This window comes from Thermoactinomyces vulgaris (assembly GCF_003688725.1).
Classification (GTDB): domain Bacteria; phylum Bacillota; class Bacilli; order Thermoactinomycetales; family Thermoactinomycetaceae; genus Thermoactinomyces; species Thermoactinomyces vulgaris.
On sequence record NZ_REFP01000009.1, the window covers coordinates 46,672 to 71,726 of the forward strand.

General features: G+C 47.9%; 20 protein-coding genes, 2 tRNA genes and 1 other annotated feature. Of the genes, 8 read left to right on the forward strand and 14 right to left on the reverse strand.

Features of this window, described 5'->3' with window-relative positions:
- Positions 1-31 precede the first annotated feature (31 nt).
- The gene (locus ATH33_RS07485) at positions 32-601 is read left to right on the forward strand and encodes an NAD(P)/FAD-dependent oxidoreductase (RefSeq protein WP_037996583.1); all 570 of its coding nucleotides are present in this window, start codon (positions 32-34) and stop codon (positions 599-601) included.
- 49 nt (positions 602-650) lie between these two features.
- Here ATH33_RS07485 and ATH33_RS07490 read toward each other — a convergent pair whose 3' ends face one another.
- Positions 651-1,091, reverse strand: a complete 441-nt coding sequence (locus ATH33_RS07490; RefSeq protein WP_037996581.1) for a Dps family protein — start codon at positions 1,089-1,091, stop codon at positions 651-653.
- 167 nt (positions 1,092-1,258) lie between these two features.
- Here ATH33_RS07490 and ATH33_RS07495 point away from each other — a divergent pair.
- Together ATH33_RS07495 and ATH33_RS07500 are read left to right on the forward strand one after the other, a co-directional pair.
- Positions 1,259-1,335: transfer RNA gene (locus ATH33_RS07495), tRNA-Arg, on the forward strand.
- 374 nt (positions 1,336-1,709) lie between these two features.
- Positions 1,710-2,921, forward strand: a complete 1,212-nt coding sequence (locus tag ATH33_RS07500) for an MFS transporter (RefSeq protein ID WP_037996578.1) — start codon at positions 1,710-1,712, stop codon at positions 2,919-2,921.
- A gap of 136 nt (positions 2,922-3,057) precedes the next feature.
- Here ATH33_RS07500 and ATH33_RS07505 read toward each other — a convergent pair whose 3' ends face one another.
- Together ATH33_RS07505 and asnB are read right to left on the reverse strand one after the other, a co-directional pair.
- On the reverse strand, positions 3,058-4,395 hold the full coding sequence (locus tag ATH33_RS07505) for an APC family permease (RefSeq protein ID WP_037996576.1): 1,338 nt from the start codon (positions 4,393-4,395) through the stop codon (positions 3,058-3,060).
- A gap of 139 nt (positions 4,396-4,534) precedes the next feature.
- Positions 4,535-6,379 carry an asparagine synthase (glutamine-hydrolyzing) gene (asnB, locus tag ATH33_RS07510; RefSeq protein WP_037996573.1) on the reverse strand — a complete coding sequence of 615 codons (1,845 nt, stop codon included), beginning with the start codon at positions 6,377-6,379 and terminating at the stop codon, positions 4,535-4,537.
- Positions 6,380-6,548: 169 nt separating this feature from the next.
- Between asnB and ATH33_RS07515 the strand changes: the two genes are divergently transcribed.
- Complete coding sequence (locus ATH33_RS07515; protein ID WP_049720756.1) at positions 6,549-7,286, forward strand: sporulation protein; 738 nt, start codon at positions 6,549-6,551, stop codon at positions 7,284-7,286.
- Between the two features lie 19 nt (positions 7,287-7,305).
- On the opposite strand, the gene ATH33_RS07520 is transcribed toward ATH33_RS07515, so the two are convergent.
- The gene (locus ATH33_RS07520) at positions 7,306-8,622 is read right to left on the reverse strand and encodes a hemolysin family protein (protein ID WP_037996568.1); all 1,317 of its coding nucleotides are present in this window, start codon (positions 8,620-8,622) and stop codon (positions 7,306-7,308) included.
- Positions 8,623-8,726: 104 nt separating this feature from the next.
- On the opposite strand from ATH33_RS07520, the gene ATH33_RS07525 reads away from it, so the two are divergent.
- The 3 genes from ATH33_RS07525 (at position 8,727) to ATH33_RS13600 (ending at position 11,340) form a co-directional block, all read left to right on the forward strand.
- Entirely contained in the window at positions 8,727-9,398 is a 672-nt protein-coding gene (locus ATH33_RS07525; protein ID WP_175413221.1) for a response regulator transcription factor, read from the forward strand.
- Positions 9,385-10,809: a sensor histidine kinase gene (locus ATH33_RS07530; RefSeq protein WP_121874264.1), complete on the forward strand. Its 1,425-nt coding sequence runs from the start codon at positions 9,385-9,387 to the stop codon at positions 10,807-10,809. Before ATH33_RS07525 ends, ATH33_RS07530 begins: the two co-directional genes overlap by 14 nt.
- Before the next feature lie 369 nt (positions 10,810-11,178).
- Complete coding sequence (locus tag ATH33_RS13600) at positions 11,179-11,340, forward strand: hypothetical protein (RefSeq protein WP_156473336.1); 162 nt, start codon at positions 11,179-11,181, stop codon at positions 11,338-11,340.
- 316 nt (positions 11,341-11,656) lie between these two features.
- On the opposite strand, the gene ATH33_RS07535 is transcribed toward ATH33_RS13600, so the two are convergent.
- The 8 genes from ATH33_RS07535 to ATH33_RS07570 form a co-directional block, all read right to left on the reverse strand.
- Positions 11,657-11,854 (reverse strand): hypothetical protein, encoded by a 198-nt coding sequence (locus ATH33_RS07535; RefSeq protein ID WP_037996561.1) that lies wholly within the window; start codon positions 11,852-11,854, stop codon positions 11,657-11,659.
- A 322-nt stretch (positions 11,855-12,176) separates the two neighbouring features.
- Positions 12,177-12,266, reverse strand: a tRNA-Ser gene (locus ATH33_RS07540).
- Positions 12,267-12,368: 102 nt separating this feature from the next.
- Positions 12,369-13,646 (reverse strand): serine--tRNA ligase, encoded by a 1,278-nt coding sequence (serS, locus tag ATH33_RS07545; protein WP_037998261.1) that lies wholly within the window; start codon positions 13,644-13,646, stop codon positions 12,369-12,371.
- Between the two features lie 42 nt (positions 13,647-13,688).
- Positions 13,689-13,913 (reverse strand) — a binding site (T-box leader).
- A gap of 112 nt (positions 13,914-14,025) precedes the next feature.
- Positions 14,026-14,613 carry a pyridoxal 5'-phosphate synthase glutaminase subunit PdxT gene (pdxT, locus tag ATH33_RS07550; RefSeq protein WP_037998259.1) on the reverse strand — a complete coding sequence of 196 codons (588 nt, stop codon included), beginning with the start codon at positions 14,611-14,613 and terminating at the stop codon, positions 14,026-14,028.
- Between the two features lie 19 nt (positions 14,614-14,632).
- Complete coding sequence (gene pdxS, locus ATH33_RS07555; protein ID WP_037998258.1) at positions 14,633-15,526, reverse strand: pyridoxal 5'-phosphate synthase lyase subunit PdxS; 894 nt, start codon at positions 15,524-15,526, stop codon at positions 14,633-14,635.
- A gap of 136 nt (positions 15,527-15,662) precedes the next feature.
- The gene (locus tag ATH33_RS07560; RefSeq protein ID WP_062843209.1) at positions 15,663-16,904 is read right to left on the reverse strand and encodes a D-alanyl-D-alanine carboxypeptidase family protein; all 1,242 of its coding nucleotides are present in this window, start codon (positions 16,902-16,904) and stop codon (positions 15,663-15,665) included.
- Positions 16,905-17,101: 197 nt separating this feature from the next.
- Positions 17,102-18,559: an IMP dehydrogenase gene (gene guaB, locus ATH33_RS07565; RefSeq protein ID WP_062843210.1), complete on the reverse strand. Its 1,458-nt coding sequence runs from the start codon at positions 18,557-18,559 to the stop codon at positions 17,102-17,104.
- Between the two features lie 161 nt (positions 18,560-18,720).
- Positions 18,721-19,575 carry an alpha/beta fold hydrolase gene (locus ATH33_RS07570; RefSeq protein WP_037998254.1) on the reverse strand — a complete coding sequence of 285 codons (855 nt, stop codon included), beginning with the start codon at positions 19,573-19,575 and terminating at the stop codon, positions 18,721-18,723.
- A 95-nt stretch (positions 19,576-19,670) separates the two neighbouring features.
- Between ATH33_RS07570 and ATH33_RS07575 the strand changes: the two genes are divergently transcribed.
- On the forward strand, positions 19,671-20,660 hold the full coding sequence (locus ATH33_RS07575; RefSeq protein ID WP_049720750.1) for a YaaC family protein: 990 nt from the start codon (positions 19,671-19,673) through the stop codon (positions 20,658-20,660).
- On the opposite strand, the gene gyrA is transcribed toward ATH33_RS07575, so the two are convergent.
- Together gyrA and gyrB are read right to left on the reverse strand one after the other, a co-directional pair.
- Complete coding sequence (gene gyrA, locus ATH33_RS07580) at positions 20,657-23,113, reverse strand: DNA gyrase subunit A (RefSeq protein WP_037998250.1); 2,457 nt, start codon at positions 23,111-23,113, stop codon at positions 20,657-20,659. The two genes, ATH33_RS07575 and gyrA, sit on opposite strands and share 4 nt — an antisense overlap.
- 26 nt (positions 23,114-23,139) lie before the next feature.
- Positions 23,140-25,053 (reverse strand): DNA topoisomerase (ATP-hydrolyzing) subunit B, encoded by a 1,914-nt coding sequence (gene gyrB / locus ATH33_RS07585; protein WP_121874265.1) that lies wholly within the window; start codon positions 25,051-25,053, stop codon positions 23,140-23,142.
- Between the last annotated feature and the right edge of the window lie 2 nt (positions 25,054-25,055).

Sequence of the window (25,055 nt, forward strand, 5' to 3'; positions counted from 1 at the left end):
ATACAGAACCTTTTCACAGGAGGGTGGTTGCATGTTTGACATCGCCATCGTCGGAGCCGGTCCAACCGGTGCAAGCGCCGCGATTTTCGCAGCCAAAGCAGGAAAGAAAACCATACTGATCGATCATGAAAAAACCCCCATTGGAAGAGCTTTGTTAAAAAATTATCCCGGTATCAAGGAAATCAACGGGGCTGATTTGCTGAAAACCATTCAGGAACAAGCCGTTTCGTTTGGCGCGGAATGGGTGAAAGACAACGTGTCCGACATCCGCAGAGAATCGGAATATTTTGTCATCGAAACTGATAACAGAGAACCCATCCAAGCCAAGCAAGTCATTCTGGCCACCGGAATGGTTGCCAAACTTGCCGACAAAACCGGCATCCAAACCAAGCCGGGAACCGAACCATTCATCAAAACCATCTTTGAAGTGGATGAAAACGGAAAAACCAATATTGATGGGATCTGGGCGGCCGGAATCTGTGCCGGCGCGAGCTTCCACACCGTCATTGCCGCCGGGGACGGAGCCCGGGTCGCCATCAATGTAATCAGTGAATTAAACGGGGAAAGATATATGGATCATGATGCCCTCCCCAAAAAGTAAAAACGAAAGAAGGCATCTTCCCAACCTCCCGGAAGGTGCCCTCTTTTCTTCACTTGGCCAAGTATGACGTCAGCATCCAAATGTGTTTTTCAAGGTTTGTCCGTATGTCGGTCAACAAATCGGCACTGGAATCATCTTCGGCGCGTTCCGCTTCTTTGATGCCTTTTTTTGCCTCGTCCACCACCACTTGGAAATCTTGAATCAATTGCTCCACCATTTGTTCAGCGGTTTCGTTGCCCACCGCTTCTTGGATGGTGGCATGATCCAAATACTCTTTCATGGTGCTGAGCGGAATGCCTTTGATGGCCAAAATCCGTTCTGCAATTTCGTCAATGTAAGATGCCGCTTCTTTGTAAAATTCCTCGAATTTGGCATGGAGTTCAAAAAACTTTTCTCCTTTGACAAACCAATGATAATGATAAAGCTTAAAATAAAGAACGCCAAAATTGGCCAGTTGCTGATTCAAGGTCTTATGCAATTCTTGCATCATCATCCCTCTTTTCCATGCGAAGTCCACGTCCCTATTTTTTTCAAAACGCGTTTTATTATGCATGGATGAAGGAATTTCCGGCCAAATACACCTTTTTCGGCCATCCGCAATATCTGGACATTTTTATTCCCAAACGTTATAATGAAGATTGGATCATTAAACATTGAGCGCCCGTAGCTCAGCAGGATAGAGCAGCGGTTTCCTAAACCGCGTGTCGGAGGTTCGAGTCCTCTCGGGTGCACCAAGCCGGACAGGATGCAGGGTTTCACAGTTAACCGTGAAAATTCCTGATCCGTACGTACAGCCGCCACTTTACCATGCAATTGCCGGTAAAGAAAGGCGGCGTTTTATTTTATGAGAAGCCGGTAAGCCGACCGTCTGAAGAAGAACCGATGATTATTGAAGAAAATTCGATGATATGGTATATTTAGGGTATCGAAATATTTTAACCGTGTGATTGCGGATTTTCACCCGCGTGCCGGGGGTTCCAATCCTTCCGGTGCTCCAGGAAACGCGCTGACTCTGTTGTGGAGGGCGCATTTTATTTTGCTTTAAAAAGAAGTCGCCGATCGGGGCCGGCTTCTTTTTCATTACATGATAAAGGAGTGATGGTTTTATATGGAAAATGACAAGCTGTGGACGAAAAATTTCCTTTTTTTATTTTTGTCCAATTCTTTCGTGTCCCTAATTTTTTACTTATTGATGACCACCATGGCCGTTTATGCCGTGAAACAGTATCATGCCTCCGAAAGCTCGGCCGGACTGGCTGCGGGGATTTTTGTCATCGGGGCATTGGTTTCCCGGTTGTTTGCCGGAAAATACATTGAAGTGATCGGCCGAAGACGCCTGCTTTTGGGAGGATTGTTTTTTTACCTGATTGCCACCTTGTGCTATTTTCTTGCTGATCATTTGATTTTGTTGCTGTTGATCCGTTTTCTTCACGGAGCTGCTTTCGGGTGTGCTTCGACGGCCATGCAAACGGCGGTCATGGACATGATTCCTCATCATCGGAAAGGTGAAGGCATTGGTTATTTCACCTTGAGCACCACCGTGGCAACCGCCATCGGTCCGTTTCTCGGCCTTTTCATTTCCCAACACGCGGATTACCAAGTGATCTTTGAGTTTTGTGCACTCTTTTCATTCCTTTCCTTGCTCTTCGCTTTTTTTGCGGACATTCCTCAAGTCTCCGTCACCGAGGAACAGCTGCAGGCGATGAAAAGCGGATTCAGCTTCTGGGATTTTTTTGAAAAGAAGGCTCTTCCGATTTCTTTATACATGGTTCTCATCGGGATCACTTACTCCGGCATCGTTTCGTTTATCAATTCTTATGCCATCGAAGTGAATTTGACTGAGTCTGCCGGCTTCTTTTTTATCGTCTATGCCGTCATGCTTCTGATCTCGCGCCCTTTTGCCGGGAAACTGCTGGACTTGAAAGGGGAAAACATGGTTCTATATCCGGCCATCATTTTGCATGCGCTTTGTTTCCTGTTCCTCAGCCAAGCCCGGAGCGGATCCGTTCTGCTGTTGGCAGGTGCATTGCTTGCGCTTGGGTTCGGCGCCCTCATGTCCTGTTGCCAGGTGGTTGCCATTAAAGAATCCCCCAAGCACAAAGTCGGTTTGGCCACTTCCACCTTCTATTCTCTGGTGGATGGCGGCGTGGGCATCGGCCCTTACTTGATCGGGATCGTCATCCAGTACATGGACTTCCGGAGTATGTATTTGATGCTTTCATTCCTTGTTCTCCTGTCGATTTTCCTGTATTTCATCTTGCACGGCAAAAAAGCCGCCTTAAGAAAAAAACAGCAACAACGCTCCCAACAAGCGGCCTGATCCACCCGGGGGAAACCCCGGCTTTTTTCTGCCATGGGGCTGGATCCCCGGTTCCGGTAATACACGGCTGGAGAAATTCGGGCTATCAGGGATACAAAAAAAGTGTCGCCGGAGCTGAAATACCGGCGACACTTTTTTATTGATCCGCAAGTTTTTCTTTTCGTTTCATCCATCCGTAAAACGGCAAACCGGCCAAAGCAATGAGGATGGTGATCACGGCTCCTTCCAAGTCGTGGGTCAGCATACTGAAGACCACAAACAAAGAACCGATAATCGCCAGAACCGGAGTCACCGGATAAAGCGGCACCCGGTAATTCCCTTTTTCGCGAACCCATTCCGGGTCTCTTTTTCTCAGCAAGAATACGGCAATGAAAGCCTGGATGTAGAAAATAAAAATAGCAAAAATGGCGATTTCCGACAAACGATCCGGGTCACTCAACACCATGAACAGGACAGCCAGCAGGATTTGCAACAAAATCGCGCGGATCGGCGTGCCAAATTTGGGATGTACCTGCGACAAGAAGTTTCCTCCCGGCAGCAGGCGGTCATTGGCCATGGCAAACGCAAGCCGGGGATAGCTTAAAATTTTCCCGTTTAAACCGCCAAAAATAGAAATGATAATACCGATACTGATGATTTGTTGTCCGACCTCTCCAAACAAGAGACCGGCTGCCGTCCCCGCTGCATTTTCACCCAACGCTTGAATCTGGCCGGCCGGCATGACGGAAAGCAAAGCCAGATTGACCGCAAGATAAGCGACAATAATGACTACCAAACCGAGACTCAGCGCCTTGGGAAGGATTTTCGCCGGGTTTTTCATTTCCCCCGCCACTGATGAAGCCGCAATCCAACCGTCATAAGCAAACATGGCGGCAAGCATGGCAGCCCCCAGTCCTTCTTTGCTTCCCCCGAAGGTTGCGGAAGAAAAGATGTCGCCGGAACCTTGCCACAATCCAAATGTGGAAATCAGGACAATGGGCACCAATTTGGCAATCGTGGTGATCACTTGGATGATTCCGCCGTATTTCACGCCCAGACTGTTGACGATGGTCAGAAAAAGCACGGTTCCAATGCCAATCCACAGATGCCAGGATTCAGCCAAAGATAAATAATTCCCTGTCAACAATCCGAAGTAAAGCCCCATGGATCCGATCAGCGCCGGCTGATAAATCACCGTCTGCACCCAGCCGCTTAAAAAACCGGAAAACCTTCCGTATACGTTCTCCAAATAAATATAAAGCCCGCCGGTTTTGGGAATCCGGGCACTCAGCTCGGCAATGGTCAGGCCCGCGGCCAGCATCAATAAACCGCCCAATAACCAAGCCAATAAGGCCAGAGAGGAGTCCCCTCCCACATAATCCAGCACCGTACCGGGCTTGACGAAGATTCCCGAACCAATGACAACTCCCACCACCAAGGAAATCGCAGGCCAGAAACCGAGATCCTTTTTCAACTTTGTTTCTTGATTTTGCATCGTTTCTATCACCGTCCGATAAAGTACAATCATGCTCCATCCATTATAACGCCATTGCTTTAATGAAGTAAATTATTAATATAAAAAAGAACGGTGTTATTTTATGCCAAAAAACGCGGGATTGAATTCATTCCCGCGTTTATTGGATCACCACTTTATACCGTTTCATCCATTCATTGATTTGCCACCAGTAAGCCAACAAGGCCGGCACGTTCATCAATTGACCAAACCAAGGCAAATGCAACTGGGTCAAATCCTGATTCATGAAATTTTCGACTTCCTTTGGATCCAATAATTGAAATAACGGCGCCGACGGGTCATCCAGGATTTCGCGAATTTGTTTTTTCATCAGGCGCAAATAATCGGGATGATGGGTCTTGGGATAGGGGCTTTTTTTGCGCTCAACAATGGGTTGGGGGAGAACCTCTTTCATGGCATAACGCAGTAATCCTTTTTCCCGGTTTCCATGCTTTTTCATCGACCAGGGGATGTTCCACACATATTCCACCAAATGATGATCACAAAACGGCACGCGCACTTCCAAACCGAATGCCATGCTCATGCGGTCATTCCGGTCCAGCAAGGTGGGCATCCATCGGGTTAAATTCAAATAAAACATTTCCCGCATCCGTGCTTCCCGGGTGTGATCTTCACAAAAGCGCGGAACTTCCGACAAGGCTTCTTGATACCTTGCTTCCACATATTCCAACAGATTCACCCGTTCTTTTATTTCCGGGGAAATAAAAGGAAGCCGTTTTTCAACCAAGCGCGCCCAAGGGAACGTATCGGCATTCACCATCTCTTCCCGGTGAAACCACGGATACCCGCCGAACACTTCATCCGCGGATTCCCCGGAAAGAACCACGGACATTTCTTTCTTGATTTCTCTGGCAAAAAGGAGCATGGAAGCATCGACATCGGCCATCCCCGGCAAATCCCTTGCCTCCATCGCTTGGATGATACTGCGAAACAGTTCATGATTATCCAGTAAAATGGTATGGTGCTCAGACCCGATCTCTTCCGACATCATTTTGACCCAAGGGGGATCGGCATTGGGCTGAAATTCATTGACATGAAAGTATTTTTCATTATCAATATAATCCACCGAAAAAGTATGCAACGGCCCCCGGTTTTCTTCTTTATAAACCTGTGCCATGCATGTCGCGATGGCACTGGAATCCAATCCCCCCGACAGCATCGTGCCCACAGGAATATCCGAAACCAATTGCCTTTTCACCGCATCCCGGAAAAGTTCGCGCACTTTTTCGGCCGTGGTTTCCAGATCATCTTCATGCTCGCGGCTGGTCAGCTCCCAGTAAGTCCACGTTTTGAGGCCGTTCCGGTCATAACGGAGCATCTGTCCGGGACGCAATTCATGAATGTCTTTAAACACTCCGCATCCCGGGGTTCTTGCCGGGCCTATCACCAAAATTTCGGCCAACCCTTGATCATCCAATACCGGTTCCACTTCCGGATGGGCCAGAATGGCTTTCAACTCGGATCCGAACAGAAAAGCATCTTTTGTTTTGGTATAAAAGAACGGTTTTACCCCCAACCGGTCCCTGGCCGCAAAACAAGCCTGCTTTTTTCCGTCCCAAATGACAAAAGCGAAAATTCCATTTAAATGCTTGGGACAATCTTCCCCCCATTCCAAGTACGCCGTCAAGATCAATTCCACATCGGACCGGGTCTCAAAGGTATGCCCCAATGACCGGAGTTTGAGGCGGAGTTCCTCCATGTTGTAGATTTCGCCGTTATAATTAATGACAAATTCATACCCATCCACTTTTTTCACCATCGGTTGGTTTCCGCCTTCCGGGTCAATCACGATCAGCCGCCGGTGTCCCAAAGCGGCATGTTCGGAAAACCAAAACCCTTCTCCATCCGGTCCTCTGGATTGGAGCGTTTTATTCATCCGGCGTAAAATTTCCCGTTCCCGGGTCAAATCCCTCGTAAAATCTATCCATCCGGTAATTCCGCACATGGACATCCCCCATTTTTCTGATAAAGTGTCTTCTTCTCATACTATGTAGAAACCCCGGAAAAGTGCCCATAAAAAACAGAAAAATATTCAATATCGGGAAATGTCTTATTTTGTGTTATGATATAATTGGTCTTTTTAACCAAATTCTCGCCCAAAGGAGGGATACCTGTTGATTTTCAAATCATTAGCCAGCTTGGGAATCGGAGCCGCACAAGTGGACACCCGCCTGAACCAAGAAACTTTTTACGCCGGCGATTCAGTTCAAGGCGTTGTATTTATACAAGGCGGACAAGCCGAACAACAAATTGACGATATTTATTTGTATCTGGTGATTCATTATTTAAGATACAATAAAAAAGTCTCTTACATCCTGCAAGAATACCAGTTGTCCAAATCCTTTGTCATTCAAGCCAATGAGACCAAGGAAATTCCTTTTCAGATTCATCTGCCGATTGTCACACCGATGTCCACAGGCAGTTACCCCATTTACTTAAAAACCGGATTGGACATCAAAATGGCCATCGATCCCAGTGACGAAGACCTGATTGAGGTGCTTCCCCATCCAACCGTGCAAAATTGCCTGAAACAAATCGAGGAGTCGGAATTTATTTTGTATCAGATTTATAACCAATATGATCCGGAAGCCAAGCCTTTCGGTTTTCAACAAGTATTCCAATTCCGGCCCATCGGGCGTTACCACGGTTATATCGACGAGTTGAATGTGGTTTTCAATCTCTCTGACAGCGAAGTGTTGATGAACCTGGAAATGATCCGGGCCAATCAGTCTTTTTACACCACATTGTCCTGGAATCCTCACGAACTGGGACAGGTTTATGTCAACGGACAACAAACACTGACCAACCCCACCAACAAATTAAAGGAAATCCTGAGCCGAAAATTGGTTTAACCCGCAGGGCGATGCCCTTTTACCGGACTACATCGCCCTTTTTTTCGGCGGTGTTATGTTGTTCGACCAAGATGCGGGAAATGCGCCACTGGTCCATTTCTTTGACCGTGAACACAAATCCCTCAAACTCCACTTGATCCCCGACGCTCGGCACTTTTTCCAGCTTGGAAAACAACCAGCCCCCGATGGTGTCATTATCTTCGTCCTCAATATGGATGTTAAAATAATTGTTGATTTCTTCAATCAACAACCCGGAATCAATCAGGATGCCTTGTTTTTCTTTTTGGAAAAATGGCCTTTCATCATCAAATTCATCTTGAATCTCGCCGAAAATCTCTTCGATGATATCTTCCGTGGTAACCAGCCCGGATGTCCCGCCAAATTCATCGATAACAATCGCCATTCCTGTTTTCTTTTTCTGCAATTGGCGAAGCACATCCTTGATTTCCATCGTTTCCGGCACAACGACAACCGGGCGTACCAACGCCGTTAAATCGGGCTTTCTTCCTTCCACCAGTTGCTCATAAACATCCCGGATGTGAATCAGTCCCTGGATATTGTCTTTGTCATATTTGCACAAAGGAAAACGGGTGTGATGAAACTGCTTGATGATGTTCAGATTTTCTTCGAGCGGTTTTTCCACGTACATACAATGCATTCGCACACGGGGAACCATCACTTCCCTGGCGACGCGTTCGGTGAAATCAAACACATTGTCAAACAGCTTGAGTTCGGTCTGGTCAATGAAACCGCTGCGATGGCTTTGAGCAATCAACATGCGGATTTCTTCTTCGGTATGCGCTTGTTGCGTTTCGCTCGTTCCGACGCCAAATCTTTGGAGAAACCAATTAGCGGACTGGTTCAACAAAAAAATAAACGGGCGAAACAACCTGTAAAATCCGTGCAGAAAAACAGACGTCCATAAAGTGATCCGTTCCGACTGGCGAATGGCAAGCGATTTGGGGGCCATTTCCCCGATCACAATATGCAAAAAGGTGATCAAGGAAAAGGCAATCGCAAAAGAAATTGTATGAATCAGAAGTTCCGGAATCCCGACCCAACGAAAAAAGGGCTCCAAAGACCGTGCGATCGCCGGTTCCCCGATCCATCCAAGCCCCAAAGACGCCAAGGTGATTCCCAATTGAGTGGCCGATAAATATTCATCCAGATTGGACAAAACCTGTTGTGCAACTCTTCCCCGCTTGGTGTCAATCTGCGCGATCCGGCTGGAACGGACTTTCACAATGGCAAACTCGGAAGCCACAAAAAAACCGTTTAACAAGACAAAGATGAGGACCAACAAAAGATAAAAAAGATGGCTGATAAGCTCCTGCATAACAACTCCTCCACCTGAAGCGGACCACTTTTTCTTAGTATGTCCCGTCTTTTCATAAATAAATTTGCTATCATAACAAAAGAAACGAAACGATACGGAGGGTCATCATGCCATACCATATTTTGGTCATCGAGGACGACGCTGATATTCAGGAGCTGATTCGTGAATTTTTAACGGTTCAGGATTACTATGTCGATGTGGCCGGTGACGGAAAAGAAGGAATCCAAAAATTTATGGAAACGAATCCGGACCTGTTGATTTTGGATGTCATGCTCCCGGAGATGAACGGATATCAGGTATTGAAAGCCATCCGCCGACAATCCGGTGTTCCCGTGATCATGCTGACGGCTTTGGATGAGGAAGCCGACCAACTGAAAGGATTTGAGCTGGGGGTGGATGATTACATCACCAAACCGTTTTCTTTTCATATTTTGATCAAACGCGTCGAAGCCGTGCTGCGCAGAACCTATCAGACAGCAGAGTCAACGCGAAAATTAAAGTACCAGGAAATCACATTGGATTTGGACGGCTATAACGTTTATGTCGGCAAGCATCAAAAACACTTGACGACCAAGGAATTTGAAATTTTGCAAACCCTGATGAAACACAAAGGGAAAGTGTGTTCAAGAGAGCTTTTGCTCAACAAAGTTTGGGGATTTGATTATTACGGAGATCCCCGGGTTGTCGACACCCATATCAAAAACTTGCGCAAAAAATTGGGGGTCCCCTACATACAGACGGTAAAAGGAGTGGGCTACAAGCTTGATACAGCATAAAAAAAGCATTACCCTGAAAATTTTTTGGATCACCAGCCTGCTGATCGCTCTGACCACCAGCATCCTGTTTGCTGCCTTTTATTTTTTGTTGCCTTCTTTTTATTATGAATACAAGATCAATAAATTAAACCACGGCATCGACCAATTGTTGGCCGATGTTTCGGAGGTTCCCGTTTCCCAAGCACAAAACCTTTTATACGAATTCACCCATGACTACAACATCCATTTGCTGATCCGGGATCAACAGGGAAACATGATTTCGATTCCGTCTTCCTCTTCTCCTTTGGTTAAAATCCCGTACCGTAATAATTACGAAAAGGAAACAGATGGCATCCCGCCGATCCGGATCATCGAAAAACCCATCTCCTTTCAGGACGGCCGGTTTATCGCCATTTTTGTCGCCACCTTGCAGCCTATCGATGAGGCTTCCAATGCCATTTTGATGCTGATGCCGTACATGGGTTTTTTTGTCCTGTTGATCTCCATGGTTGGTGCATTTCTCTACACCAAACTGATCACCCAACCCCTGCTTAAAATTAATCAAGTGGCCAAGCGAATGGCCAAACTGGATTTCAGCCAGAGGTTGGAAAACCGGTCCGATGATGAAATCGGGGAATTGTCCCAGAGCCTGAATGAATTGTCGCAAAATCTCAAACAAACGATGTCCGAATTGCAACAAGCCAATGCGAAGTTAAAAAATGACATTCAACGCGAAAGGGAACAAGAAGCGAAGCGGAGGGAATGGATGGCGACCATTTCGCATGAATTGAAATCACCGATCACGGCCGTGATGGGGCAACTGGAAGGCATGATCCACCAAATCGGTGTGTACAAAGACCGGGATAAATATTTGCGCCGATCCTATTCGATTATCAAAAACATGGAACAACTGGTAAAAGAAATCCTGGAAGTCTCCAAACTGGAATCGGATGCATTTCATCCGCTGAAAAAAACCGTTTCTTTATCAGGCATGATTCAATCCGTCATCAAAAGGCTGGAATTTTTCCGCGAGGACAAACAAATCCGATTTGACGTGAACATCGAGCCGGACCTGTTTGTCACAGCCGATCCCGGCTATCTGCAAAAAGCGGTGGCAAACATCATCCACAATGCCATCAACTATGCTCCTTCCGGCGAAACCGTCCGGATTTCCCTTGCACAAAAAAACTCCCATATCGAATTTCACGTACTGAATACGGGAGCCTCCATCCCGGAAGCCGAACTGCAAAAAGTCTTCGAACCCTTTTACCGTTTGGAAAAATCCCGAAACCGAAACACCGGGGGAAGCGGTTTGGGGCTTTATATCGTGAAACAGATTTTGGATATCCATTCGTTCCCTTACCAGCTGACCAATGAAGAAAACGGCGTTTTGTTTACGATTCATTTTCCTTTTCCTGAACAAAATGAATAATTCCATTCTTTCTGCCGGACCGGGGCAATGCCAAACCCGGTTGTTTTCTGCCGGCAAAGTGAGACCGGTTCCACGGAAAAAAGCCGGATGATTACAACATCCTGTCAAACCAAAAACAGTTTCAAAAAAAGCTTTCAACCTTTGAATAAACCATCTTTTCCCTTGGTACAGATTTTTTAATGCATTTAAAACAGCTGATCCCGATGCCGGCCCATCAACATATCCACAACTTTATCCACATTATCCACAACATATAGTGCAATTTCGGAACAGCATGCTTTTCAACCCCAAAACAAGAACATACGTTCCTATTTCGCCGAATATATGATATAATAATAAAACAAAACCACTTCCAAAGGAGCCGATGGAATGCATAATCCATGGCTGATCTGGGCTGCCCGTATCATTGAAGAAACCCTTCCCTTGGTCCAAGAACAACTATCCCATAATCAAAGCGTGATCTTGAAAATGGAGAATATGTTTGAGGAATTAACCTTCAAAACTTCTTCTTCCAAAAACCATCATTCATAATTATGCATGTGTCTTTTTTATGACCCTTTCCATAATAATATTTCGAATCAACCGATGATTCGTTATAATGAAAATGTAAGATTTCAACGGGATTGAATCACGGGAAAAAACCGATACCCTCCGGTGAGTCGCGCTAAAAAGCCGGCTCTTTTTTTTCATTCAGTATGTTGTATAAAAATAAAATTTATCAACATATCCACAATTTTATCCACACTATCCACAACATCTTGTGCTAATATAAATGTTAAGATTGATAAAAAAAAGAGGAGGTTTCCCCCTCCCACTTTGATCATATTCAGCTTTTTGTCGGATTGTCTCAAACTTCAACCTGAACTTCTTTCCAATTGCTTTTGTCCGTACTGATATAGAAGCGGCTGGCTTCATGTTTTTTGGGAAACAAGCGAATCAGAGATTTTATGTATTCGTTGGCGGATTCTTCGGTCTCAAATCCGGCGGGGTATTCATGCGTTTTGATTTCCCCGTTTTTTTCAGTTTCAATTTTTAAGTAGAACATTCTTTACCCTCCTTGTTTTAAATGTTGAATGAGATTTTAACATTTGATCAAATCATTGTGAAAACTATATCTTTAATTCTGAATTTACATGAATCAGGCCGTTGGTTCAATCCTTTTATTTAAGAACCCCTGCTGATGAATGTCGATTCTCTTTCTATTTGATTAATTTTTTATGTTTTTTTAATGTTTTTTTCCATGAATGATATCTTTTGTGCATGAACAACCAGCAACAACATGGATCACACATCAAACGCATCCCGTAAAAATTTAACCTGGCAGTAAAGAAAAAGGTTTCGCTTTCCGCGAAACCTTTCTGTCCATTTGGCGGAGAGGGTGGGATTCGAACCCACGGAGGGCGTGAACCCTCGGCGGTTTTCAAGACCGCTGCCTTAAACCACTCGACCACCTCTCCACAATGTAAATATTCAATTACAAAGTTATATTATACTGATTTTTTGTGCGATGTCAACCAACCTCAAAAGATAAATCCCTGCAATATCTGCAGGGATTTATTTTATCCAATCTTCTCGATTCCGCCCATGTAAGGACGCAATGCTTCGGGAATCCGGATCGTTCCATCCGCTTGCTGGTGATTTTCCAAGATGGCGGCAACGGTCCGTCCCACGGCCAGTCCCGAACCATTGAGCGTATGGACATACTCCGGTTTACTTTTGGGACCGGGACGGAAGCGGATTTGTGCGCGGCGCGCTTGGAAATCTTCACAATTGCTGCAGGAAGAGATTTCCCGATAGCTTTGATTGCTGGGCATCCATACCTCCAGATCATAGGTTTTGGCGGCAGAAAACCCGAGATCTCCCGTACACAAAGCCACCACCCGATAGGGGAGTTCCAACAATTGCAAGACCTTTTCGGCATTCTCCACCATTTTTTCCAGCTCTTCATAGGATGATTCCGGATGGACCAATTTCAGCAATTCCACTTTGTTAAATTGATGAAGACGAATCAAACCGCGGGTATCCCGTCCGGCCGATCCCGCTTCCGAGCGGAAACAACTGCTGTAAGCCGTGTAATATTTGGGCAGGTCTTCCAAAGACAAAATCTCGCCGGCATGATAGTTTATGACCGGTACTTCGGAAGTGGGAATCAAGAAATAATCCGTATTTTCCGCCAGCTTAAAGGCATCGTTCTCAAATTTGGGCAATTGCCCTGTACCGGTCATGGTGCGGCGGTTCACAATATAAGGCGGAATAATTTCCGTATATCCATGCTCCCTGGTATGCAAATCCAGCATGAAATCGATCAACGCCCGCTCCAGACGCGCTCCCAGACCCTTATAAAAGACAAACCGGGAACCCGTTACTTTGGCGGCGCGTTCAAAATCAAGCAAATCCAATTCTTCCGCCAGTTCCCAGTGCGGCTTCTGCTCGAAGGAAGGAGCGGGAACTTCCCCCCATGTGCGAACCACTTCGTTCTCTTCTTCCGACTTTCCGACGGGAACGCTTTCATGAGGAATGTTAGGAAGTTGGAGCAGGATTTGATTCATTTCTTCTTCATACCGGCGCAATTCTTCATCCAACCGTTTGATTTCCTCTCCCACTTGGCGCATTTCCTTGATTTTGTCTTCTGCATCCTCATTGTTCTTTTTCTTTTGGGAGATTTCTTTGGATACCACGTTCCGTTTGTTTTTCAATTGCTCACTTTGCTGAATCAATGCGCGTCGCCGCTGATCCAATTCCGTGAAGGCGCGGAGTCCTTCCAATTCGTCATTTCTTGTCGATAATTTTTTCTTCACATCCTCCATTTGATTGCGAAGGATTTTCATATCCAGCACTCACACACACCTCCTATAAAATAATAAACCTTCCCCCCTCATACAAGGGACGGAAGGTTCCGCGTTGCCACCCTTCTTGGCCGTGGACGCATCCACCGGCCCGCTCTGACGAGATAACGGTTCGTTCACCGAAAACACTTATGCGAACCCGGTTCGCTTCGTGCCTCGCTCCAAGGTGGATTCACTGATCATTTTGGACGGTTCGCACCTTCCACCGCCTCTCTGGATGGCAAAACAATCAGCTACTCGCCTTTTCCTCGCGGCCTGCCATTTCAAATTTTACCTTTTATTATATCCGATTGTACACCCTTTGTAACCATCCCAACCAAAAAATCCTCCCCAAAACAGGGAGGATTCCGTCAAGAATGAAAATTTTCCGTTATACTGCTTTTTCTGCCATCGATTCACGAACCATTTCAGCAAAATAAGCGTGAACCCGCGGATCTTCGGTCAATTCCGGATGGAAAGACATCGCGAGCAAATTCCCTTGCTTGGCAGCGACAATTTTTCCGTCCACTTCGGCGAAGACCTCGACTCCCGGTTCCACCTTTTCGATGTAAGGAGCACGAATAAAGACCGCCGGGTAATCATCAGCAATGTTTTTTAACGCCAGCTCCGCTTCAAAACTTTCCCGCTGGCGTCCAAACCCATTCCGCTTCACCGTGATGTTCATGATGCCCAAATGGGGTTCTTCTTCCGGCCCGATATTTTTGGCAATCAGGATCATTCCGGCACAGGTTCCGAAAATGGGTTTCCCAGCACGATGAAGCGCGAGAATCGGTTCGGTCAGTTCATATTTTTTCACCAATTTGCCAATCGTTGTGGATTCCCCGCCCGGAATCACCAGACCGTCCAGATCCGACAACTCTTCCGCCCTCTTCACCGCCACGGCCATTGCCCCGGTTTGTTGAAGCAGGCGGATATGTTCACGGACTGCGCCTTGTAATGCCAATACTCCAATTTTCATCGGATCTGTCCTCCTTATGTCACCAACCGCGCTCTTGCATCCGTTCTTCCGCACTCAGTTTGGAAATTTCAATCCCGGTCATCGCCGAACCCAGATCTTTGGAGACTTCTGCAATCAAAGCAAAATCTTCATAATGGGTGGTCGCTTCCACAATCGCGCGCGCATATTTTTCCGGGTTTTCCGATTTAAAAATACCGGAGCCCACAAACACGCCATCGGATCCCAAGTGCATCATGAGTGCGGCATCCGCCGGGGTGGCGACGCCTCCTGCCGCAAAGTTGACCACCGGCAATCTTCCGGTCTCATGCACTTCCAGGAGCAGTTCATACGGAGCCCCCAGTTTTTTCGCTTCGGCCATCAATTCATCACGGGACATATTTTGCACTTGGCGAATTTGTGCCTGCATCTTACGCATATGGCGAACCGCTTCCACAATGTTTCCGGTACCGGGTTCCCCCTTGGTCCGGATCATGGATGCCCCTTCCCCGATGCGACGCAACGCTTCCCCCAAATCACGGGCACCGCATACAAATGGAACGGTGAATTGGGATTTGTCGATATGGAACAAATCATCCGCCGGGGTTAACACTTCACTCTCATCAATATAATCAACCCCCATGGATTCCAATACACGCGCTTCGACAAAATGGCCGATCCGTGCTTTGGCCATTACCGGAATGGAAACAGCGTTCATCACTTCTTCCACCACACGCGGATCAGCCATGCGGGCAACGCCTCCTGCCGCACGGATATCCGACGGAACGCGCTCCAGCGCCATCACTGCCACCGCGCCGGCTTGTTCGGCAATTTTGGCCTGCTCGGCGTTCACCACGTCCATGATGACGCCGCCTTTTTGCATTTCAGCCATCCCGCGTTTTACCCGGTCCGTTCCTGTTTTCCGTGTTTGACTCATCTTGCTGCCTCCTCTGTGATCTTATGGATGTCTTCAACTGTGATCGTCATGGAAGGGGGGTTTCATTTTGCAAGAGAGAAAATCCCCCTTTTCCTCCCTCTTTTATTATAATTGAATGGAAGCATTTGAAAAATAATCAATCAAACCAACTTGAAATTTCATCCCCCACCGAGCGGAAAAAGAGGCGAATCCAGCTCCCTTCTTCCACGGATTGAGAAGTGACCACATTGATTGGTTTGAAGCCTTCCATTTTCTTTCCATCATAAACGACATATGCTTTTCCGACAATGGTGCCTTTCTCCAGAGGGGCTTTCACGTTGGAATCAAACTCCACTTTGATGGAATATTTGCCTTGTTCTCCTTTTTGAACCGGCAGCGACACGGCTTTTTCCACTTCCACCGGGACGGTCCGTTCCACGCCGTTAGGCAATGTCAATGATTCTTGCCCTTTTACTTTTCCGTGTTCCGGGACCAAAGTGGTGAATGAAAATTGGTCAAATCCGTAATCCAAAAGTTTTTTCGTTTCAGAAAAACGCCTTTGATCATTCGCGGTTCCCATCACGACCGAAACCAAGCGGTATCCGTTCCGTTGCGCGGTTCCCGTGAAACAATAACCGGCGGCATTGGTATGTCCGGTCTTCATTCCGTCCACACCCGGATAGGCATACACAAAATCCGGAAGCATAAGGTTCCAGTTCGTCACCGTTTGTTCCCGGTTGGTTCCGGGCCGGACCTTATATTTCGCCGTCGCCGTTACCTTCAGAACTTCGGGGTGTCTTTGAATCAACGTCGAAGCAAGAATCGCCGTGTCCCGGGCCGACATCACGTGTTTCCCGGGCACCTTGGGCGGATCGGGATACAGATGCAGATCCAAACCGGAGGCTCCTTGAAAATGGGTGTTGTTCATCCCAATTTCTTTCGCTTTTTCATTCATCCGGTCGACAAATCCTTCTTCGCTTCCGCCCACATGTTCCGCCAAGGCCACGGTCGCATCATTGGCGGAATAAATCAACATCGCTTCAAAAAGTTCCTTGACCGTGATCTTTTCGCCTTCGGTTAAATAAATTTGTGCTTCTTCCACATCGGCCGCCCGTTTGCTGACCGTCACCACATCATCCCAATGCAATTTTCCGTCCTGAATGTCATCCAAAACCACCAGGGCCGTCATCATTTTGGTCATGCTGGCCGGGGGATAAGGGGTTTCTTCATCTTTCGCGGCCAAAACCACCCCGGAATAAAAATCCATCAAAAAATAAGAACGCGCTTCCACTGGAGGAAGCTCTGCCTGCTCAGCCTGCACCGGAACCGGAAACATCCATATGAAAAAAGCAAACGCGCTTAAAAACAACCAAACTTTTTTGTCATGAAAATGATTCATCGTCGCTCATTCCCTACTTCCCTGTCTCTGTTTTGAAATCGTCCTCTACAACAACATTCGAAAAGGATGAAAAGGATGAGAATCATTTTACAAAATTGCAATAAAAAAAGAAATGGACAAGAAAAGAAAAATTTCGCATCACGAAGAAAAGCTGTTGACCGAATCAACGATCAACAGCTTGCATTTTAACGGATGGATTATAAATGATAGTTGGGCGCTTCTTTGGTGATTTGGACATCATGCGGATGGCTTTCGCGCAAAGAGGCATTGGTGATCCGGATAAACCGGCTGTTTTCCTTCAGTTCTTTCAATGTGGCCGCACCGCAGTAACCCATTCCGGCACGGATGCCTCCGATCAATTGATACACGGTATCGGCCAAAGGCCCTTTGTACGGAACCCGTCCTTCGATGCCTTCCGGAACGAGTTTTTGCGCATCTTCCTGGAAGTAACGGTCTTTGCTCCCCTGTTGCATGGCGCCGATGGATCCCATTCCCCGGTACACCTTGAACCGGCGTCCTTGGTAAATTTCTGATTCCCCGGGAGATTCCTCCGTTCCGGCAAACAGGCTTCCCAACATGACTGCATCCGCACCCGCCGCCAAAGCTTTGACGATATCCCCGGAATAACGGATTCCTCCGTCAGCAATGATCGGCACACCGTACTGGCGGGCCACAGTCGCGCAATCATAGATCGCCGTGATTTGCGGAACGCCGATGCCGGCAACCACACGGGTTGTGCAAATGGATCCCGGGCCGATTCCAACTTTCACGATATTGGCACCTGCCTCGATGAGATCACGGGTGGCTTCACCGGTTGCGACATTTCCGGCCACAATGACCAAATCCGGATACTTCCGGCGAAGCGTGTGAATGGCATCCAAAACCCCTTTGGAGTGGCCGTGGGCCGTATCCACAACAATCAAGTCCACTTCGGCATCGATCAAGGCTTGAACCCGGCGTTCCATATTTTTGGACACCCCGACAGCCGCCCCGACCAAAAGACGTCCTTGTTTATCTTTGGCCGCGTCGGGAAACTGTGTCGCCTTTTCAATGTCTTTGATGGTGATGAGCCCTTTTAAAACCCCGTTTTCATCCACCAGCGGCAATTTCTCGATTTTATGCTTTTGCAGGATTTCTTCCGCTTGTTCGAGCGTGGTCCCGACCGGAGCCGTAACAAGCGGTTCGGTCGTCATCACTTCTTGAATCGGCATGGCATAATCCCGTACAAAGCGAAGGTCACGGTTGGTGATAATGCCAACCAGTTTCCGGTTTTCATCCACAATCGGCACACCGGAAATCCGGTATTTGGCCATCAGTTCTTCCGCGTCATGGACTTTGTGTTCGGGCGTCAGATAAAACGGATTGGTGATCACTCCGCTTTCGGAACGTTTGACGCGGTCGACTTCCTCGGCTTGTTCTTCCACTTTCATGTTTTTATGAATGATTCCGATTCCGCCTTGCCGGGCAATGGCAATCGCCAGTTTGGATTCGGTGACGGTGTCCATTCCCGCACTGATCAACGGAATATTCAATTCAATTCCTTCTGCCAGCTTGGTTCCCACATTGACTTCGCGAGGCAGTACCTCTGATTTTGCCGGCAATAGCAGTACATCATCAAAAGTCAATCCTTCTTTGGCGAATTTCTGTTCCCACATAGACGTTTTCCCCTTTTGGCCTAATAATTTTAAAGCAGTTTAACAGTCTCCTGCATAACTGTCAAGATTTTTCAAGATCCAGCCATGGCTGTATTGTATTTATCCATAGATTATCCACAAAAGCCTGTGGATAACTCACAAAGGCTTGTGGATAAATGTGTTTAAGGCAACAACTTGGATACAAATTCGGCAACCAGGGGGCTCTGGATCAACTGCAAATGGTTTAAATGCCAAAAAGTTTTCACATGGTAAGCGCCGGGAAGCGTGGCTTTTCCTTCTTCCACAACCCCGTCGCTGTCTGTATGATATTTCAGGGCCAGCAAGGTCCAACCGACGGCCAATTCCCCTTTCCATCCCCGGTCGCCCCAACCGTCCGCATCCCCGGCAATCGTGTACAGTTTTCCGTTTTGATAAAACGGGCTTTTTTCCACCGGAAAGCGCCGGTTAAACCGGGCCACTGCTTCCGGCGTGACATCTTTGATCCCTTCCTGTCCGTTGACAAACATCCCCAGCCATTCATATTCTTTCGCAAGCGGTGTCCCTTGATGCGGAGTCCCGAGCGTCACCAGGTCCGCCACTTCCCCGGGCCGCATGTAAACCAAACGCCGGGCAACGAGTCCACCCATGCTGTGAGCCAAAATGTAGTAGTTTTTCCCGAGTCCGTGCCTTTCTTGGAGAATCGAAATTTTCTCGGAAATCACCCGGGCCTGCTTCTCAATGGAATCATTCCCGGCCTGATGGTTTTTCGCCCCCATCATGATCACCCGTTTTCCTTGCACCGGCATCGACCAGACTTTCATGGACGAATTGGAATACACCACATAAACATTCCCGGAGCCCCAATTCCGGGCCAAACAGTTTAAAAATTCATACCCCCATTGATGGCGGTTGTTAAATCCGTGAATCAACACCAGATCATATTTTTTCGGAACCGTTGTCTTTCCGGAACCCGGAGGCGGCAACAGTCCAAACACAAAAACCGACAACAGACAAAGGCATATAACCTTTCTTTTCATGGATGCTGCCTCTCTCCCATTGCTCTTTCTTGTTATAGCCCTTTTTATTTTGTCAAACAATAAAAAAAAAAGAAAGAAAAATCGAGGTGACGGGTGTGCCGTTTTGCTCAGACCCTTCTTCCCGTGATGGCTTCCATGCACCGGATCTTTTTTTAAAACTGCAAAATGAAGAATGGGCACGCAAATTTCTGCAGCAAAAATATCAGGATGCTTCTTTCGGGGAACCGGGAGTTTTGGCTTACAAAAATGTCCAATCTTTTGCCGCTTACATTCGCCAAGCTTGCTCCCTGTTTCAAACAGCCCGGGCATGTGACAAATGGATGCAACCCCTTTTGCTCTATTATGGGATGATGGATTTTTTCAAAGCCTGGATTTTAACCAAAGACCCCGATTATCCAAAGAACACGGCCGTGTTGCGACACGGGCTGTCGACCCGCAAACGGAAAAGGGAACCCTTTCGCTTTTCGCAGGACGAAATCCGGATCCAAAAAGAGGGACTGTTTCCGTATCTGGCTGAAATGATGAACCTTCCGGTATCTGCCGGCGATTCCTATCGGATGAAGGAATTGCTCGGCTTTTTGCCTGAACTGCAGCCGACGTACTGGACGATCTTCGGTGAGTGCACTTGGTTTCCCGTGGATTGGATGCCTTCTTCCTCCCTTATGGTCATCCCTGAAAAAATTCTGGATCAATGCCACCTTGCTACCTCATCCTTTGTGGAAAAATTAAACGCACAAAGCAGGGAAATTCAGTTTTCATTGCACCATCAAGAGGAAGGAGCGCTTTACCTGAACTGTTCCGCCTCCGGCCCGCCGCACCGGCTTCATCCTTGGATTGAAAGAAACAAAAAGGGCGACCATTACCTGTATATCGGTAATCATCGCCCTGGTCCGCTTCCGCGGGTCATTTCCCTGATGATGCTGTGTTTTTCCATGAGTATGCTGTGCCGGTATGATCCCCCCTTGTGGGAAGAAATCATGCTGGCGTCCGTTCATCAGGAACAGCTGATGTTAATCCATCTGACTGATCTGATTCTTTACGGGTTCCCCGGCTTTATGGCCCCGTTTTGGGATTGGCCGGATTAAGCATCCGATTCTTTCTCTTCTTTTTCATCGTTTTCTTCCTCGGCATGCACCCGGGCCACCGCGGAAACTTCGTCTTCATCCACCCGAATCAGACGGACACCTTGGGCATACCGGCCCATGATGGAAATATCCGCGACTTTGATCCGGATCACAACACCCGATTGCGTGGCAATCATGAGATCTTCGTTTTCCGACACCACTTTGTGCGCAACCACTTCGCCTTTTTTCTCTGTCAGGCTTAACGTTTTAATCCCTTTGCCTCCACGCGATTGAATCCGGTACTCATCGATCGGCGTCCGTTTTCCGTAGCCGTTTTCAGTCACGATCATGACGTAGCTGTCCGGAACCACAATATCCATGTCAATGATGCGGTCTCCTTCGCCCAGGGTGATTCCTTTTACCCCGGTGGCGGAACGTCCCATTTCACGGACATCGGATTCATGGAAACGAATGGACATGCCGTGCCGTGTGCCCATGATCACTTCCTGGTCCCCGTCGGTCAGACGCACGCCCACCAGATCGTCCCCGTCACGTAGATTGATGGCGAACAATCCGTTGCGGCGGATGTTTTCAAACTCGCTTAATGCGGTTTTCTTCACCACCCCTTCCGCCGTGACAAAGAAGAGGAATTGGTTCGGGGTGAACTCTTTGACCGGAATGACGGCTTCGATCCGTTCCTCTTGATCAATTTGAATCAAATTGATCACCGGTGTCCCTTTCGCCGTCCGTCCCAGTTCCGGAACTTCATAAGCTTTCAGGCGATAAACCTTTCCTTTGTTTGAAAAGAAAAGCAGCGTGCTGTGTGAATGGGTGACAAACATGTGCTGAACGAGATCATCATCACGGGTTCCCATCCCCGTGATGCCTTTGCCGCCCCGTTTTTGCGCGCGGTAGGTGGAAAGCGGCACCCGCTTGATATACCCTCTTTGCGTCATCATGATGGAGACTTCATCTTCCGGGATCAGATCCTCAATGTCGATGTTGCCTTCTTCAATTTTGATCATTGTCCGGCGTTCGTCACCGTATTTTTCTTTGATTTCAATGATTTCCTTGCGCAACACACCCCGGATTTTGTTCTCATCGGCAAGAATGGCACGCAATTTGGAGATCAGCTGTTGCAGCTCTTTATATTCGCTCTCGATTTTTTCCCGTTCCAAACCGGTTAAACGGTGCAGCCGCATATCGAGGATGGCTTGGGCTTGTTTTTCGGACAGGCCGAACCGTTCCATCAGGCCGGTTCTCGCTTCCTGCGTGGTTTTCGAGGAGCGGATCAAATCAATCACTTCGTCAATCTGGTCCAAAGCGATTCGGAGCCCTTCCAAGATGTGCGCCCGGTCTTCCGCTTTGTTCAAATCATATTGAGTCCGGCGGCGAATCACTTCGATTTGATGGTCCACATAATGTTGGATCGTCTGCTTCAGATTTAACACGCGCGGTTGTCCGTCGACCAATGCCAGCATGTTGATGCCGAAACTGGTTTGTAAGTTGGTGAATTTGTACAGGTTGTTCAAAACCACCTGCGGATTCACATCTTTGCGGAGCTCAATCACCACACGCATTCCGTTGCGGTCGGATTCATCTCTTAAATCGGTGATTCCGTCGATCTTTTTATCCCGTACCAATTCGGCGATTTTTTCGATCAATTTCGCTTTATTGACTTGGAACGGAAGTTCGTCCACCACAATCCGCATTTTTCCGTTTCGGGCTTCTTCAATCCGCGTTTTAGCCCGGATTTGAATGCTTCCGCGACCGGTGCGGTACGCTTTGCGGATTCCGTCATAACCCAAAATAATGCCGCCGGTGGGGAAATCCGGCCCTTTGATCACTTTGATCAATTCCTCAACGGACACATCCTGATTTTCCAGCAACAACAGGATGCCGTCGATCACTTCCCTCAAATTATGCGGAGGGATGTTGGTGGCCATCCCGACCGCAATCCCCGAAGCCCCGTTGACAAGGAGGTTCGGAAAACGGGAAGGGAGCACCACCGGCTCCTCTTGTTGCCCGTCGTAGTTGGGTGTGAAATCGATGGTGTCTTTTTGGATGTCGCGAAGCATTTCCAGATTGATGGCAGCCATCCTTGCTTCGGTATAACGCATGGCCGCCGGCGGGTCCCCGTCCACGGATCCGAAGTTCCCGTGTCCGTCGACAAGCGGATAACGGTAAGTAAAGTCCTGTGCCATCCGCACCATGGAATCGTACACGGCCGCATCCCCGTGCGGGTGATAATTCGCCGTCACGTTTCCGACGAGACGGGAAGACTTTTTGTACGGCTTATCCGGGGTCATCCCCAACTCGTAAAAGGTGTACAAAATCCGCCGGTGAACCGGTTTTAACCCGTCGCGGACATCCGGCAACGCCCGGCTCACGATCACGCTCATCGCATAGTCCAGGAAAGAGGTTTTCATTTCCTTACTGATATTGACTTCTTGGATACGGTTCATTTCTTCCATTGTTCATCTCTCCGTTCTACACTCGCCTAAATATCAAGGTTCGCCTGTTGTGCATACTCCTTGATAAATTCCCGACGCGGTGCCACGCGGTCTCCCATCAACATTTCAAACACTTCATCGGCATCCATGGCATCTTGCAAAGAAACACGGAGCAAGGTGCGGCTTTCCGGATCCATGGTGGTTTCCCACAGCTGGGTGGCGTTCATTTCCCCCAACCCTTTGTACCGTTGGATCTCGATTTTCCCTTTCCCTTGGAGCTCGGCCACGATTTCATCTTTCATCTTGTCATTGAACGCATACCGGATCTTTTTGCCTTGCGTAATTTTATACAGAGGCGGTTGGGCAATATAGACATATCCATGTTCAATCAACGGACGCATGTACCGGTAAAAGAAGGTGAGCAGCAAAGTCCGGATGTGGGCACCGTCGACGTCGGCATCCGTCATAATGATGATTTTGTGATAACGGGCCTTTTCAATATTGAAATCATCGCCGATTCCGGTTCCCAATGCCGTAATGATGGTGCGAATCTCATCATTGGAAAGCGCCCGGTCCAGTCGTGCTTTCTCCACATTGATGATTTTTCCTTTCAATGGCAAAATGGCTTGGAACATCCGGTCCCGTCCTTGTTTTGCGGTACCGCCGGCAGAATCCCCCTCCACAATGAAAAGCTCGCTGTCCTGAGCGCTGCGGGAGGTGCAATCCGCCAGTTTCCCGGGCAATGCACTGACCTCCAACGCGTTTTTGCGCCGTGTCAATTCCCGGGCTTTGCGGGCGGCCTGGCGGGCACGGGACGCCATCACGGCTTTGTTAATAATCTTTTTCGCTTCCGCGGGATGCTCGTCCAAATAGGTTTGGAAATGATCGGCAAAGAGCTGCTCGGTTGCGGAACGGGCTTCGCTGTTCCCCAGTTTGGTTTTGGTTTGCCCTTCAAACTGAGGATCCATAATTTTCACGCTGATAATGGCGGTCAAGCCTTCCCGCACGTCGTCCCCGGTCAAATTGCTGTCATTATCCTTCAAAAGGTTGTTCCGGCGGGCATAATCATTGATCACGCGCGTCAGAGCCGATTTAAAGCCGGCTTCATGCGTACCGCCCTCGTGCGTGTGGATGTTATTGGCATAAGAATAGATGTTGGATGTAAAAGAGTCGTTGTATTGCAAAGCGATTTCAATCAGGATGGAATCCCGTTCCCCCTGAATGTATACCGGCGGTTGATTCAACACTTCGCGATTCCGGTCCAAATGCTCCACAAAAGACCGGATTCCGCCTTCAAACTGAAAAACCACTTCTTTTTCTTCTTCGCCGCGCAAATCCTTTAAAATGATCTTTACGCCGCCGTTTAAGAAAGCAAGTTCGCGCAGACGGTTTTGCAAAATGTTGAAATCAAACTCGGTGGTTTCCGTGAAGATCTCGGGATCCGGTTTAAAGGTGATTTTGGTCCCTGTTTCCTCTGTTTCTCCGATCACTTCCAAATCCGCATCCGGAACCCCTCGTTGATAACGTTGATGATAGATTTTCCCGTCACGCTTCACTTCGACCGACAGCCATATCGACAACGCATTGACAACAGAAACCCCCACACCGTGCAAACCGCCGGAAAATTTGTATCCGTCTCCGCCGAATTTACCCCCGGCATGAAGGACCGTCATCACAACCTCCACCGCCGGACGGCCCATTTTCGGGTGGATCCCGACAGGAATCCCGCTTCCGTTGTCAATCACGGTCACACTGTTGTCTTCATTGACAATCACCTGAATGGTATCACAACGGCCGGCCAGTGCTTCGTCGATACTGTTGTCCACCACTTCCCACACCAAATGATGGAGACCGCGGCTGGAAGTGGAACCAATATACATTCCCGGCCGCCTTCGTACGGCTTCCAGACCTTCTAACACCTGAATTTGTGTTTCATCATAATTTGTTTGTTGAATGGACACTC

What these genes read in the sequence shown, in the direction of transcription:
- ATH33_RS07485 (WP_037996583.1), top strand. Translation starts at nt 32, where the DNA reads ATGTTTGACATCGCCATCGTCGGAGCCGGTCCAACCGGTGCAAGCGCC.
- ATH33_RS13600 (WP_156473336.1), top strand. Translation starts at nt 11,179, where the DNA reads ATGCATAATCCATGGCTGATCTGGGCTGCCCGTATCATTGAAGAAACC.
- ATH33_RS07505 (WP_037996576.1), bottom strand. Translation starts at nt 4,395, where the DNA reads ATGCAAAATCAAGAAACAAAGTTGAAAAAGGATCTCGGTTTCTGGCCT.
- pdxT (WP_037998259.1), bottom strand. Translation starts at nt 14,613, where the DNA reads ATGAAAATTGGAGTATTGGCATTACAAGGCGCAGTCCGTGAACATATC.
- ATH33_RS07560 (WP_062843209.1), bottom strand. Translation starts at nt 16,904, where the DNA reads ATGAATCATTTTCATGACAAAAAAGTTTGGTTGTTTTTAAGCGCGTTT.
- asnB (WP_037996573.1), bottom strand. Translation starts at nt 6,379, where the DNA reads ATGTGCGGAATTACCGGATGGATAGATTTTACGAGGGATTTGACCCGG.
- pdxS (WP_037998258.1), bottom strand. Translation starts at nt 15,526, where the DNA reads ATGAGTCAAACACGGAAAACAGGAACGGACCGGGTAAAACGCGGGATG.
- ATH33_RS07570 (WP_037998254.1), bottom strand. Translation starts at nt 19,575, where the DNA reads ATGAAAAGAAAGGTTATATGCCTTTGTCTGTTGTCGGTTTTTGTGTTT.
- ATH33_RS07490 (WP_037996581.1), bottom strand. Translation starts at nt 1,091, where the DNA reads ATGATGCAAGAATTGCATAAGACCTTGAATCAGCAACTGGCCAATTTT.
- ATH33_RS07535 (WP_037996561.1), bottom strand. Translation starts at nt 11,854, where the DNA reads ATGTTCTACTTAAAAATTGAAACTGAAAAAAACGGGGAAATCAAAACG.
- ATH33_RS07520 (WP_037996568.1), bottom strand. Translation starts at nt 8,622, where the DNA reads ATGCAGGAGCTTATCAGCCATCTTTTTTATCTTTTGTTGGTCCTCATC.
- ATH33_RS07500 (WP_037996578.1), top strand. Translation starts at nt 1,710, where the DNA reads ATGGAAAATGACAAGCTGTGGACGAAAAATTTCCTTTTTTTATTTTTG.
- guaB (WP_062843210.1), bottom strand. Translation starts at nt 18,559, where the DNA reads ATGTGGGAACAGAAATTCGCCAAAGAAGGATTGACTTTTGATGATGTA.
- gyrA (WP_037998250.1), bottom strand. Translation starts at nt 23,113, where the DNA reads ATGGAAGAAATGAACCGTATCCAAGAAGTCAATATCAGTAAGGAAATG.